This window comes from Aneurinibacillus sp. Ricciae_BoGa-3, from assembly GCF_028421645.1.
Lineage (GTDB): Bacteria > Bacillota > Bacilli > Aneurinibacillales > Aneurinibacillaceae > Aneurinibacillus_B.
In genome coordinates this window covers 993,467-1,007,609 of sequence record NZ_CP116887.1, presented here as the reverse complement: position 1 = coordinate 1,007,609, position 14,143 = coordinate 993,467, and the positions used below count along the sequence as shown (strand labels likewise).

At 47.5% G+C, this 14,143-nt stretch carries 9 protein-coding genes and 2 rRNA genes; 2 read left to right on the top strand and 9 right to left on the bottom strand.

Features of this window, described 5'->3' with window-relative positions:
* Window positions 1-54: 54 nt before the first annotated feature.
* The 9 genes from rrf to PP175_RS05090 form a co-directional block, all read right to left on the bottom strand.
* Window positions 55-171 (bottom strand): 5S ribosomal RNA (gene rrf, locus PP175_RS05130).
* 98 nt (window positions 172-269) lie between these two features.
* Window positions 270-1,804: ribosomal RNA gene (locus tag PP175_RS05125) — 16S ribosomal RNA — on the bottom strand.
* A 338-nt stretch (window positions 1,805-2,142) separates the two neighbouring features.
* Window positions 2,143-2,694 (bottom strand): cob(I)yrinic acid a,c-diamide adenosyltransferase, encoded by a 552-nt coding sequence (locus PP175_RS05120; protein WP_272441749.1) that lies wholly within the window; start codon window positions 2,692-2,694, stop codon window positions 2,143-2,145.
* Between the two features lie 37 nt (window positions 2,695-2,731).
* On the bottom strand, window positions 2,732-3,685 hold the full coding sequence (locus tag PP175_RS05115) for a D-2-hydroxyacid dehydrogenase (protein WP_272441748.1): 954 nt from the start codon (window positions 3,683-3,685) through the stop codon (window positions 2,732-2,734).
* A gap of 32 nt (window positions 3,686-3,717) precedes the next feature.
* A complete protein-coding gene (locus tag PP175_RS05110) occupies window positions 3,718-4,488 on the bottom strand; it encodes a class I SAM-dependent methyltransferase (protein ID WP_272441747.1) in 771 nt (256 codons plus the stop codon).
* Between the two features lie 27 nt (window positions 4,489-4,515).
* Window positions 4,516-4,989 (bottom strand): thioredoxin-dependent thiol peroxidase, encoded by a 474-nt coding sequence (gene bcp, locus PP175_RS05105; protein ID WP_272441746.1) that lies wholly within the window; start codon window positions 4,987-4,989, stop codon window positions 4,516-4,518.
* Between the two features lie 78 nt (window positions 4,990-5,067).
* Entirely contained in the window at window positions 5,068-5,853 is a 786-nt protein-coding gene (locus PP175_RS05100; RefSeq protein ID WP_272441745.1) for an ABC transporter permease, read from the bottom strand.
* 3 nt (window positions 5,854-5,856) lie between these two features.
* Window positions 5,857-6,651, bottom strand: coding sequence for an ABC transporter permease (locus PP175_RS05095; protein WP_272441744.1), 795 nt, complete (start codon window positions 6,649-6,651; stop codon window positions 5,857-5,859).
* A complete protein-coding gene (locus PP175_RS05090; protein ID WP_272441743.1) occupies window positions 6,644-7,651 on the bottom strand; it encodes an ABC transporter ATP-binding protein in 1,008 nt (335 codons plus the stop codon). The genes PP175_RS05095 and PP175_RS05090 overlap by 8 nt, the downstream gene beginning before the upstream one ends.
* A gap of 161 nt (window positions 7,652-7,812) precedes the next feature.
* Between PP175_RS05090 and PP175_RS05085 the strand changes: the two genes are divergently transcribed.
* The gene (locus PP175_RS05085; RefSeq protein ID WP_272441742.1) at window positions 7,813-9,105 is read left to right on the top strand and encodes a glutamate-1-semialdehyde 2,1-aminomutase; all 1,293 of its coding nucleotides are present in this window, start codon (window positions 7,813-7,815) and stop codon (window positions 9,103-9,105) included.
* Window positions 9,106-9,565: 460 nt separating this feature from the next.
* Window positions 9,566-14,056, top strand: coding sequence for a glutamate synthase-related protein (locus tag PP175_RS05080; RefSeq protein ID WP_272443192.1), 4,491 nt, complete (start codon window positions 9,566-9,568; stop codon window positions 14,054-14,056).
* Window positions 14,057-14,143: the final 87 nt, after the last annotated feature.

Here is a 14,143-nt window from a genome sequence, read left to right as displayed (position 1 = left end):
TCTTCCATGATTCAGTTTTCAAAGTGCAATGTGACAGCAACCGTTAGGTTGCCGGCCTGGCAATGTCCTACTCTCCCAGGGCGTTGCCGCCCAAGTACCATCGGCGCTGAAGGACTTAACTTCTGTGTTCGGGATGGGAACAGGTGTGACCCCTTCGCCAATATTGCCAGACAGCAAGATACTTAGTGTATCTGATTTTGTATTCAATTCCAAGAAGAAGTTCCTGGAAAACTGAACAGTGAAAGTGCCAGTGTGCCGATTCTCCATAGAAAGGAGGTGATCCATCCGCACCTTCCGGTACGGATACCTTGTTACGACTTCACCCCAATCATCTGCCCCACCTTCGGCGGCTGGCTCCTTACGGTTACCTCACCGACTTCGGGTGTTGCAAACTCTCGTGGTGTGACGGGCGGTGTGTACAAGACCCGGGAACGTATTCACCGCGGCATGCTGATCCGCGATTACTAGCGATTCCGGCTTCATGCAGGCGAGTTGCAGCCTGCAATCCGAACTGAGAATGGTTTTTAGGGATTGGCATACTCTCGCGAGTTAGCAGCCCGTTGTACCATCCATTGTAGCACGTGTGTAGCCCAGGACATAAGGGGCATGATGATTTGACGTCATCCCCACCTTCCTCCGTCTTGTCGACGGCAGTCTCCCTAGAGTGCCCAACTGAATGCTGGCAACTAAGGACAAGGGTTGCGCTCGTTGCGGGACTTAACCCAACATCTCACGACACGAGCTGACGACAACCATGCACCACCTGTCACCGCTGTCCCGAAGGAAGCCTCTGTCTCCAGAGGGGTCAGCGGGATGTCAAGCCCTGGTAAGGTTCTTCGCGTTGCTTCGAATTAAACCACATGCTCCACCGCTTGTGCGGGTCCCCGTCAATTCCTTTGAGTTTCAGCCTTGCGGCCGTACTCCCCAGGCGGAGTGCTTATTGCGTTAGCTGCGGCACTGAGGATTGGAGTCCCCAACACCTAGCACTCATCGTTTACGGCGTGGACTACCAGGGTATCTAATCCTGTTTGCTCCCCACGCTTTCGCGCCTCAGCGTCAGTTACAGACCAGAGAGTCGCCTTCGCCACTGGTGTTCCTCCACATCTCTACGCATTTCACCGCTACACGTGGAATTCCACTCTCCTCTTCTGCACTCAAGCCTCCCAGTTTCAGGTGGCCCTCCACGGTTGAGCCGTGGGCTTTCACACCTGACTTAAGAAACCGCCTGCGCGCGCTTTACGCCCAATAATTCCGGACAACGCTTGCCCCCTACGTATTACCGCGGCTGCTGGCACGTAGTTAGCCGGGGCTTTCTCGTCAGGTACCGTCAGACCGGGAGGTCGTCCCGGCGGTTCTTCCCTGACAACAGAGCTTTACGATCCGAAAACCTTCATCGCTCACGCGGCGTTGCTCCGTCAGACTTTCGTCCATTGCGGAAGATTCCCTACTGCTGCCTCCCGTAGGAGTCTGGGCCGTGTCTCAGTCCCAGTGTGGCCGATCACCCTCTCAGGTCGGCTACGCATCGTCGCCTTGGTAGGCGACTACCCCACCAACTAGCTAATGCGCCGCGGGCCCATCTGTAAGTGTCCGAAAACTTTCCATCCAGAACCATGCGGTTCTGAATCCTATCCGGTATTAGCTTCGGTTTCCCGAAGTTATCCCAGGCTCACAGGCAGGTTGCCCACGTGTTACTCACCCGTCCGCCGCTAACTTTGAAAAGCAAGCTCTCCAAAGTCCGCTCGACTTGCATGTATTAGGCACGCCGCCAGCGTTCGTCCTGAGCCAGGATCAAACTCTCCAAAAAGGTTCGATGCTGTTCGCTCATACGAGCTGGTCTTACTTAATAAATCCAGAATTGAATTCTGGGTCAATCGCACATTTGGCATTTCACTGTTCAGTTTTCAAGGAACTTCATTGCCCAGTTATCTAATTAACTGCGACTTATTTATTATATCAGACTATCAAACAAAATACAATAAGTTTTTTCCTGTGAATCAACCACTTGAATATTGTTCAACAGCGACAATAAATACTATATCATACACCTAGAAATTAATCAACCATTTTCAGTTTGCCACTAACTGTTATTTTACAGAAAGCAACAGTTGATGCCTCCGCCTTAATAGCAAAGGCATCCGTCATTTATTCCTGGTGCAAAGTAGGCTCCACTTTGCCCAGTTTATTATTTACAAAACGGGCGGCAACAAACAACAAATCGGAAAGACGGTTAAGATAGCGGATGACAATGGGATTGACCTCATCCTGCTGCTGAAGTGAAATGGCCTGCCTTTCCGCACGCCTTGCAACCGTTCGTGCAAGATGCAGAGCAGCACCCGCTTGCGAACCACCGGGCAAAACAAAATTAGTTAACGCAGGAAGATGTTCATCCCAGCCATCTATTGTCTTTTCAAGAAATGCAACGTCTTCCTCGGCTATTTTCCATCCCACTTCTTTTCCTTTAGGAGTCGCGAGCTCCGCCCCTATGTGGAATAGCCTGGTCTGTATGATGTGGAAAGCGGCATGAAAGCTCTCCCATTCAGGATCGCGGGGCAAAACGCTCAGGGCCAAGCCGATGGCTGAATTAGCCTCATCACATGTGCCGTATGCCTCCACACGCAAATTATTCTTTGGCACGCGAACGCCGTACACCAGGCTTGTTTCACCCTTGTCACCGGATTTTGTGTAAATTTTCATTGCCAATCTCCTCCCCCTATTTTCGTCAGCCAACTGTTTAGTACCCTTTACTGCAGTCAATCCGGTTAATCATTGCATTTAGCTTCCCCTTATCGAGAGACTGAAGATTTTGCCTGAAAATCTCCAGTGCACGCTCCATATATAAAGGAGAGCGTCCTGATAAATGTGGGGTCACGATACAGTTATCCAATTCCCAGAAAACAGATGATTCCGGCAGCGGTTCCTCAGTAAACACATCCAAAACAGCCGCTTTAATGCGCCGCTCTTTCAAATGTCGCGCAAGTGCTTCTTCGTCTACCACAGGTCCACGCGCAATATTGATAAGAACCGCCGATTCCTTTAAGGCGGCTAGTTCCTTATGGCCAATTAAATGACGGGTTTCTTCAGTTAACGGAACAATCACAGCGACATAGTCACAGAGCGGTAGAATATCCACCAGATCAGCCTGCCTGTACATCTCGTGACAAGCCTCTTTCGGTGTGCCGCTGCGTGTTACCCCGACCACTCTCATGCCAAAAGCTTTAGCCCGCTTGGCTATTTCTTCCCCAATCGCTCCCACACCCACAATCCCGATTGTTTTACCATACAGCTCGCTTACGCGAACCGTTCTATCCCATTTATGCTCCTTTTGGTTTTCATACAACAGGTTGCTTTCCCTGGCGACCTGAAGCATGACACTCATGGTATACTCAGCCATGGGTATTTTATGAATGCCTCTTGCGTTTGTTACCAGGATATCGCGTGCTTCCAGCTCCTTAAAAGGCATAAAATCGAGACCCGCGCTCAACACTTGAATCCACTTCAAGCTTTTCATCTTCCCTGTAATCTCTGCCGTTAGATCTTCACCATATGTAAGTAAAATGTCCGCCTGATTCACCTGTTCCTCAGCTTGCGCCATATTCCCGAAAAATTCGAACGTATAGTGTGGAAATTCGCTGCGGAGCGCTTCCTGATGGCGATCGTTCATTTTCGCAGTTGAAACAATTTTCATACTTTCTCTCCCTCCCCAACATTTCGATATGCTTATTGTATCTTTTTAGCCACGACAATCAGTTCTGTACTATCGGGTCCAAATTCACTTCGCTGAAAATCACCATACCTGTTTACAACAGTAAAGCCAGCCAATTTCAACAGGTGGTGGCACTCCACAGGAAACATATACCGAATATAAAAAGGCACGTTTACCTTCTCTACAACCACACCTGTGCTGCCCACACGCTCGTACTGGCGGATAATCTGGGCAATTTGCTGATGATGATCATAGCGCGTATAATCCCAAACATACAATCGGTCCTCAGTGCCAGGTATCTCATAAATGCCTCTCGTTGAGCTTTTTTCATCCTGTTCATAAAGGTGTTTAATAGAAGGAACGAAAATATTGAAGGCAAGAATCCCATCTTCCTGCAAATGGCTCCGAATGCTGCGAAGGGCAGCCAGCTGGTCTTTCACCGTAAGAAGATGAAGAAAGGTCCGGTAAGGAATAATCACAGCCGCGAACTTTTGAGGTAGCGTGAAATCCCTCATGTCAGCTTGCACGAATGCAACATGGTTACCCACCTTCATCATTTTCGCTTTCATCCTGGCCTTCTCGAGCATCGCTTCAGACAGGTCTAATCCCACAATGTCAACACCCGCCATCACTGCGGGAATGGTGATACGGCCTGTACCGCAACCAAGCTCAAGTATCGGCCCGTTTGCCTCCCGCGCCATAGCTGTGTAGAAGTCAACATCATGCTCCAAACCGGTTGAAACAATATCATAATAATCAGTCCAGTCGTAGTGGGAGGTGTCCATGGCATCACTCCTCATACCACACAGAAATTAACTCAAGTTCTCCTCTATAAATGCCAGCGCTTCTTCCACATGCCCATCTACTTTAACTTTCCGATATTCTTTTGCAAGCCGCCCTTCTTTATCGATAATAAAAGTAGAACGTTCAATGCCCATGTATTCCTTGCCAAAATTCTTTTTCAGTTTGTATACCCCATATAATTCGGAAACTTTTGCTTCGGTATCACTCAATAAAAGAAACGGGAGATTATACTTTTGAATGAATTTATCATGCGATTTCAAGTCATCCAGGCTTACACCGAGAATAACAGTATCCTTTTTCTCAAAATTCGCCACATTATCACGGAACGAACAGGATTCCGTTGTACATCCAGGGGTATTATCTTTCGGGTAAAAATAAAGCACCACATTTTTTCCGCGGTAATCAGAAAGCGATACATCCTTCCCATTGCTTGCAGGCAGCGTGAAATCCGGTGCCAATTCTCCAACTTTTAAATCAGCCATTTTAATGCCCTCCTAATTTTAGGTTTTCTTTCATCTTACCAAGTTTTGTCTGATAAAACAAAACAAGGAGCAGGTTCGTTATGAACCGGCTCCCCGATAGTTTCGTACACCAAAATTCCAGACTACAATGCCAATCGCAAAAAACACAATGCCCACAACTGGCGTAAGCATCGTATACATATAGTAATCTTGTCTATGAAGAAAATACGCCGCCGGATAAATCCCGACAAACGCAAACGGAAGAATCCAGGTTAGCAAAATCCGAATCGCTTTGTTGTATATGTTGACCGGATAACGCCCGTAGTTCTGAATATTCCATATCATCGGCGAAATTCCAGTCTTAGAGTCTGAGAAAAAGCCCAGAGCCGCAATGGCTACATATACACCGCCATATACGAGCGCCGCAGATAGAACTAGAAAAATAAACACAAACGGATCGTACCATGCAATCGACAAGTGCAGATGAAGGCCCGCATATAGCATAATCAAAATCCCTGTAACAGCCCCGACAAGCGACTGGGGATCCATTGTTTCGAGCATCACTTGAAACAGGTTGTGTGCCGGACGCGTAAGCACCCGGTCCATCTCGCCACGAATAATATATTTCTCCTGAAACTGCCATAAATTAAAAAAGGTCGAAAACACCGCATATGGAACAAAAAAAAAGCCATAAATAAAGATGATTTCATCTCTTGACCACCCCTGCAGGAGAGAAGTGTGCTGGAACACAACCAGGATAAACACCAGATTGGTGGCCTGAGCTACCAGATCAGAAAAGAGCCCATTTATAAAATCCATCCTGTAGGCCAGCCGCATTTTGAAATACTGTTTAAGGTAATCCCAGAATAATGACAGATAAAACACGAACTACCCTCCCTGCACCACAATATTTTTACGCGCCAGCCACCAGAGCAGCTGCAGCAGAATAAGAAGAACAAAGACCCAAATTACCTGAATCGTTATAGCCGACGTGATGGATGCGCCTCTCATACCCCCGGCAAAAATCATACCTGGCAGGTAACTTATGGCCTGAAAAGGAAGATATTTTAAAATTTCCTGAGCCCAGAGCGGGTAGAAGCTAATCGGCAAAAGCAGCCCGGAAAACAAATCGATAACCACCCTTTTGGCCCGCATTAATCCCTCATTATTATAGAAGAAAAAGGTTAGAAGTCCTGTAAGCAGGTTAATCTGTGTATTGATGGTGAAGCTAATCGCGAGGCTTATAGCATACCAACCCCATGTTGCGGCCGATGCGGGAAAATGAATCGGGAAAATAAAGCTGACAATGACTATTCCCGGCACAGAAAAAAAGAACAGCCTGAATATGCCTTCACCCAGTCCCTGCATCATTTTTACCGTCAAATAGTTATAAGGGCGTATCATTTCGATGGCCACTTTTCCCTCTTTTATGTCCTCCGCCATCTCCTGGTCGATGTTGTTGAAGTAAAACGCTCGAGCCATCCAGCTGATCGCCACATATGTTACCATCTGTGCGGCTGACAAGCCCCCCATCTGTCCATGGCCGCCGTAAATCGCGTTCCACAGAAAATAGTAAGCCCCAATATTGATGGCATAAATCACGATTCCGCTGTAGTAATTGACCCGGTATGCCAGCATCGTAAGAAACCGGATGCGTATAATTTCGGCATACATACTAAGCATAGGCATATCCTTCCTCGTATATTTTGCGTACAATCTCCTCCGTGCTGATCGCTTCGATCGATACATCTTTAACTTCATAACGGGCAATGATCCGGGAGAGAAGGTCTGAAACCTGAACAGCATCCTCTACAAAAACAGCACGGTACTCCATATCGCTCTCTTTGTGCCACGTTAGCGAAAGCCCGGCCGTTGCAACCTGCAGTTCATCCAAAGCAACTTCTGCAGCAAATTCAACATGAACCGTTTTCTGGTTGCCCCAGGTTGTCCGCAAATTGTGAAGGCCGCCATCATAAATGACTTTCCCCTCATCAAGCATCACCACACGTGAGCATAGAGCCTCGATATCAGAAAGATCGTGTGTAGTAAGCAAAATAGTCGTGCCATATTTCTGATTGATTTCCTTAAGGAAGTCACGGATTTTTAGTTTGACCAGCACATCCAGTCCAATAGTTGGCTCGTCAAGAAAAAGCAGAGGTGGATTGTGAATGAGCGCCGCTGCCAGTTCACACCGCATCCGCTGTCCAAGGCTTAGCTTGCGAACCGGTTTTGTCAGCAACTCCTCAATATCCAGAACATCGATAACATGCTCCATATGATCTTTATATTGTTCATCAGAAAGCCTGTACACTTTTTTTAGCAGGGCGAAAGACTCCTGAACCGCAATATCCCACCACAACTGGCTGCGCTGTCCAAAAACAACCCCTATTGTATTGACAAACGTTTCCCGTTCGCGGTGCGGATCCATTCCGTTCACCCGGAGATAGCCTGAGGTTGGCATGAGAATGCCTGTCAGCATTTTAATGGTTGTCGATTTACCGGCCCCGTTCTCGCCAATATAGCCAACCATCTCACCCTCGCCTACCTGCAGATCCACGCCATCCACCGCACGCATCAATTTATACTCGCGGTTGAATAAATCACGAAACGCCCCGGACAGGCCCGCTCGGCTGCGATAAGATTTAAACTCTTTCGTCAACCCTTTAGCTTCAATTCGCAGCATGTAATTCTCCCTCCTGTAAAATCATACAACCACTATCATACCTCTTTTATGAAATGATTTCACCAAACCGTAGGCCGCTATGGACATTCCATTTCGCCTTTTTCATCCCTTTGCCTTATATGATAAAGTAATAAGGTATAGATGATAGAGGAGGCGCAAAAGTGAATCATTCACGTTCGGAGCAAATGTATAAAGAAGCACAACAGGTTATTTTAGGCGGTGTTAACAGCCCCTCCCGTGCCTTTAAGGCAGTAGGCGGCGGCGCACCCGTAACAATGGAAAAAGCACAGGGCGCTTACTTCTGGGATGTTGATGGAAATAAGTACATAGATTATCTCGCCGCATACGGTCCGATCATCACCGGACATGCACATCCCCATGTTACTGAAGCGATCATAAAAGCTGCCCATAACGGCACATTATACGGTACGCCAACACCCTGGGAAACAAAATTCGCGCGCAAAATAAGGGAGGCGATCCCTTCAATGGAACGAATTCGTTTTAATAATTCGGGAACAGAGGCGGTTATGACCACCATTCGAGTTGCACGCGCCTACACCGGCCGCAACAAGATTATCAAATTTGCCGGCTGTTATCACGGCCACTCTGATCTTGTATTGGTTGCTGCCGGTTCCGGCCCTTCCACGCTCGGCATTCCAGATAGCGCAGGGATTCCGCAGTCGATTGCTAACGACGTGATCACCGTTCCTTACAACGATATCGATGCTTACGCAGACGCCCTCAACAAGTGGGAAGGTCAAATTGCAGGCGTTTTAGTTGAACCGATAGTGGGGAATTTCGGTATTGTATCCCCTAAGGAAGGATTTCTGGAGGCCGTTAACCGGTTGACACACGATGCCGGGGCGCTTGTTATCTATGACGAAGTTATTACAGCGTTTCGTTTTATGTACGGCGGCGCCCAAAATCTGCTTGGCGTTGAGCCTGATCTGACGGCTCTTGGTAAGATCATCGGAGGCGGACTCCCAATCGGGGCCTATGGCGGAAAAGCGGAAATCATGGAAAAGGTGGCTCCGCTGGGTCCAACTTATCAGGCAGGGACCCACGCAGGGAATCCGGCATCCATTCAAGCGGGTATTGCATGCCTGGAAGTGCTTGAACAGAAAGGTGTATACGAGCAATTGGATCGGCTTGGTACCATGCTGGAAAACGGGTTAAAGCAGGGTGCCCAAGAGGCGGGCGTCCCCGTCGTAGTGAACCGAGTGAAAGGTGCGCTTGCCGTCTATTTCACCGATAAGCCGGTCACAAATTATGATGAGGCCCAGGCAACCGATGGTGAGGCTTTTGCCCAATTCTTTCATAACATTTTAAATGAAGGTGTATGCCTTGCCCCTTCTAAATATGAAGCATGGTTTGTGACAACGGCTCACACGGAAGATGACATAACGCAAACGATTGAATCAGCCAGAAATTCTTTCATTAAAATGCAACAATAAGTATAATTATACATTATTTATTTGTTGATGGGGGCGCATTCTCGTAAGCGCCCTTTTGTTATATACAAATATTCTATTCATTTAAAGGCATTGTCACATATAATAACACAGCAAAGAAAAACTGGGATATAATAACACAGTAATTGATTTCTCTAAAACAAATTCCGAATCTTTCACATGGATAGTAAAAAAACATTCGCTATCAAAAACATTAACTTTCTATTCACAGTTTTTAAACATAGGAAGAAAAGTGTTAATAAAAACGCTTACAAATGAATATTTAATCATCCTACTATTGTACAGATGCTAAAATCATGATATTCTATATTTACTTTTCAGATAGTTATGTTTTATCACATTTTGTCAGATAAAGTTAAATTACAAATAGAAAACATAGTGAGAGATGAGCGCGAAATACTGAGTATTTGGGAGGTGAAGGTCAGGCTTGCTGACCGAAACAATGAAAGTAGCAGACTTCGGAAATTTTCAAAATCACCTGGCTGAAGAACACGACAGCTGTGGGATTGTAGCGATTATTGAAAAAAACGGGATTCCCAGCCGGGATAATATCTCTAAAATTATTGATGCCCTCATCAAAATGGAACACCGTTCAGGCTTTATTGACGGTGAAGGTGACGGATGCGGGATTCTAGCCGATATTCCGAGGGAACTATGGGCGAAAAAGCTAAAAGAAGCGGGCAAATCGTCTGAACTCGCCTACTCACCTTCTTTTGCAGTCGCCCATATTTTTATACCTGTGCGAGGCCATGTTCCTGGAGAGGTAATGGGGGCAATAAGAGAGCTATTCGGTTCCTATAATCTTTCAATCGAACTGGAACAGAAAAGTGCAGTAAACAGCAATATTCTGGGCAAAAACGGCAGAGCGGACGAGCCAATCTTCTGGCAGACTGCTTTAAAATATGAAGGCAAAGAGAAAATTGAAAATGTTTTATTTGAATTGCTGATTGAGATTGAGAAGAAACACAATGTGCATGTGGCATCTCTGAGCAACCATTCCGCAGCATATAAGGTGATGGGAGCCGCCAACATTCTTCCGCAGTATTTCCAGGATATTCAGGAGCCGGAATTTGCTTCTTCGGTGACGGTTGGGCATAACCGCTACTCGACTAACACGCTGTCAAACTTCTATCGTGTGCAGCCTTTTACCATTCTCGGACACAACGGCGAAATCAACACGATCCGCAAGCTTGAAGCGGAAGGCGAAATGCTGGGTGTGGACTTAGTTCAGGGCGGCAGCGATTCACAAAACATGAACCGTGTAATCGAGACGCTGATTCACCGCCACGATCTCTCTTTATTTGAAGCGATGGAAATGATTTTCCCGCCTATTATTAATGAGATGAAAAACCTTCGTCCTGAACTGCAGGATTTATATGTATATTACCGTCAGACATGGGGCCATTTTGCGCAGGGGCCAGCTGGAATCGTGTCCCGCTATGGCAATGAGTGTATTTTTAGTGTGGATGCGCTGGGCCTTCGTCCGGTATGGATGGTTGAAAGCGACACGTCCCTATACTTTTCTTCTGAGCAGGGCGTAATTCCTGCCTACGAAATGGTGAGAGAACCAAAATCATTAGCTCCTGGTGAAAAAATCGGCGTTCAATTAAATCCAGGGAGCCCGGTAACGATTAAGGGCCACCATGAGCTGCAAAGCCTGGTCCTGGAAAGGGCTAAACAAAAAGCTGATTTCACAGGATTCCGCAGCCAGCTGGCTTTCACGAAAGTAAAACCTGCTGCAGCCCCTTATCCTGATCTTGAGGAAGTCACCAATCAGATCTATGCTGGATTTGGCTGGGAGCGGGAACACGTTCAGTTGGCTGAACAGATGGCGGCCAATGGTGCGGATCCAATACGTTCCCTTGGCCATGATGCCCCGCTTGCCGCTATTGCAAATGCAAGGCAAAACCTGCCTGACTATATTAAAGAAAGTGTTGCCGTTGTAACCAACCCCGCAATCGACCGAGAAAGAGAAATGGAGCACTTCTCAACCCGCGTTATTCTTGGGGGCCGCCCATCGTTAAATCCTTCCGGCAAACAGGTATCGGCTGGCATTGAATTGCCTTCTCCTGTTCTCCTTGAAGGAGCTTCTCTCCAGACTGTTGCAGAGAAGCTGGGAACGCTGTCGCTTGAACAGGTTGTAGAGCAATTCCCGGAACAAACAGCTGTCATTTCCACTCATTTTAATGAGGGAGAAACCATTGAACGGGCTCTTGACCGAATTGTGGCAGCTGCCGTGGCAGCCGCTGAAGATGACAATCGTATCATTCTGCTTGATGATGGATTATGCCACCAGGACAATAAGTATTGGATCGATCCGCATCTCATTCTTTCGAAAGTAGACCGGGCACTTAAAACAGCAGTGATCAAGGATAGCAACCTTCGCCGAAACGTAAGCATTGTTTTGCGTTCTGGGGCCATCCGTAACCTGCATGATCTCGCCTTAGCTTTGGGGCTTGGTGCCGACGCCGTATCGCCTTACGTATTATTTGCAACAGTGTACTCGAAAGACGGCGCTCAATCTGTTGATAATTTATTTAACGCGTTGAATAAAGGCCTTGAAAAAGTTATTTCAACCATAGGCATCCACGAACTTCGCGGATATGCCCGCCTCTTCTCTTCAATTGGTTTAAATAGCAAAATAGCTGAAGTACTTGATATTGTTAATTTCTGCGGTAGTGATATGGCTGGATTCTCTTTTAGTGACATGGAAAAGGACAGCCGGGCACGGTATGAAGACTTTAACGATGCGGCAGCACGACCGGCAAAATTGTTCCATCTATGGCCGCGAATTTGGAAATCCATTGGAGAGGTCGCCTCAGGCAGCCTTTCGTACAGAGAATTCGCAGATAAGCTGCTTCAACAGGAAGTGGAGAGTCCATTAGCCATCCGTCACCTGGCTGATCTGGATAAATCAAAAGCCGATAAAACAATCGATGTAGATTCAGTTGACGTTTCAATCGGTGAACACAACCTTCCCTTTTTAATTTCATCCATGTCCTTTGGATCCCAGAATGAAACAGCATTCCGGGCCTATGCCGAAGCTGCTGACCAGTTGAACATGATCAGCTTAAACGGTGAAGGTGGAGAAATTAAAGATATGCTTGGCAAATACCCGAGAACACGTGGCCAGCAGATCGCTTCCGGCCGCTTTGGGGTGAATGTCGAGTTAGCCAATTCATCCAACTTGCTGGAGATTAAAATCGGCCAGGGTGCAAAGCCGGGTGAAGGCGGACACCTTCCAGGCAGAAAGGTTACGGCAAAAATTGCTGCGGCACGTAATGCAACGATTGGATCTGACCTTATTTCGCCGTCTAATAATCATGATATCTACTCAATTGAGGACCTTGCGCAGATTATTACGGAATTAAAAACAGCCAACAATGAAGCAAAGGTTTGCGTAAAGGTGCCGATTGTGCCAAATATCGGAACCATTGCGGTAGGTGTAGCTAAAGCCGGGGCCGACTTTATTACGCTTAGCGGATTTGATGGCGGTACCGGCGCAGCACGCGTGCATGCTCTGCAGCATGTGGGACTTCCCGTTGAAATTGGGGTCAAAGCAGCCCACACTGCTCTTATCGAAGCAGGCCTGCGCGACAAAATTGAAATCTGGGCAGATGGCGGCGTAAAAAGCGGCTTGGATGTTGTGAAATTGATTGCTCTTGGAGCCAACCGGGTTGGATTTGGTACCCTTGCCATGCTGGCTGTTGGTTGTACTACATGCCGCGGCTGCCACCTGGATACTTGCCATGTGGGGATTGCCACACAGATTGATAGCGTAGAAGAAGCGAAAGAACACGGCCTGCGCCGGTTTGTTCCCCGCGTTTATGATACGGCAGTTGAGAACCTGAAACGCCTGTTTGCAGCTATCGGGCAGGAAGTTAAGGAACTTACTGCACAGCTTGGTTTTACACGTACGCAGGATATGGTAGGCCGCGCCGACTTGCTGATCCAAGCGCGCGGACTCGAGGAACTTGATTTAACATCCCTGCTGCGGAGTGCACCATTCCCGTATCAGGAGCATGTTAAAGTTGAATCCCGTGTGCTTGTTGCGGTTGGAGCTGAGTCTTATGAGTCATCTGGCGCTTTCACTTCACCAAATGCTCCGATTAACGAGACATTTACGAATGTTTTAAGTGACCAGCGTGTGCTTGGAAGCCGTTATTCAGGTGCAAGGGTAAAACCTTATCTGGATGGAGGTTATGTTCATCTACCTGAAGTATCCCTTACGTTTGACAAGGGTTCAGTTCCAGGCAATGGGCTCGCTGCTTTTAATGCGGAAGGTGTATCAATCCGCGTACGCGGAGGTGCCCAGGACGGCGTTGGAAAAACCGGATTTGGCGGCCGCGTTAGCGTAATGAAGTATCCAAATGCTAATCGTGAGTTCATTAACGGTTCCGTAGGAAAAAGCTTCTGCTATGGGGCACAGAAAGGTTTATATATTGTGCAGGGCAACGCGGATGCCCGCGCATGTATCCGCCTCTCAGGTGCAGATGTGATCATTGGCGGCGAGCTGAACCAGCCTATCCGGGATGATCTCGGTGGCATTGGCTCCCGTGCGAATATTAAAGGCTTTGCCTTTGAATACATGACCAACGGCCGTGCGGTTGTACTTGGGGATCCAGGTCCTTGGATTTGTTCCGGTATGACCGGTGGTACGGTTTACCTGCACCTTCAGCCGGAACTTGGACTTGACGAGGCTGCCATCCAGCGCCGCATTGCCAAGGCAGCAAAAGTTAGCATTCAGCCGTTAAACCAGACTGGAAAAGAAGATCTCGCGTACCTGCTCGGCGAGTATATTAAGGAACTGGATGCAAGCGGCCAACCAGAAACAGCTGCACGTATTGAAACGCTGCTACAATCTGCAGAACAACGTTTCGTGATGATTACACCTGTTAAAGAACAGGCTGACCCATCAATCGCTACTGAGTAATTTCATTGTATATTAGCTACCAGCTGCAGTTTCTCACTGGTGTGTGAGTTTACCACCGCAAGCAGCCGCCCCTTCCCGGGGTGGTTG